The 458-nt window shown below is 60.0% G+C and carries 1 protein-coding gene; it reads left to right on the plus strand.

Translation table 11 applies throughout. The features are described 5' to 3' along the window. A partial coding sequence (locus SB756_RS28130) for an immunoglobulin-like domain-containing protein (RefSeq protein ID WP_410912761.1) occupies window positions 1-458 on the plus strand: 458 nt, incomplete at both ends.

Raw genomic sequence — 458 nt, forward strand, 5'->3', positions numbered from 1 at the left:
ACCGATGGCACGACGGTTGTTGTGGCTGCCAACAGCACCACCGGCTCGGCCACTGCAACTGCGCCGGATAACGTCTACGTCGGTGCTAACCAGCCAGTGGTCAACGCCATCGACGCCGTCAGTGGCGCGGATGCGTGGAAGTTTGAAAACCTGAACCTGGACAAAACCCCGGTCAGCACCACCGTTACTGACGAGCCAGGCACTCCGGGCAACGAAGGCGACCTGGTCAAGGTCACCATCACGGCCGACCAGACTTCGGTAGCCGAGAACGTCAAACCGACGTTCACCGTGCACGTCAACCAACCGCTGGACCACGACCTGGTCGTGACCTTGAGCAACAACGCTCAAGTCACCATCAAGGCCGGTGAGACCAGCGCGCCATACGAGCACGCTGCACAAGGCGATGACGTTTACAATGACGCTGGCCAGATCAGCCTGGGCATCAATTCGGCTGTAGA

Source organism: Pseudomonas sp. SIMBA_068 (genome assembly GCF_046534705.1).
Classification (GTDB): Bacteria; Pseudomonadota; Gammaproteobacteria; order Pseudomonadales; family Pseudomonadaceae; genus Aquipseudomonas; species Aquipseudomonas putida.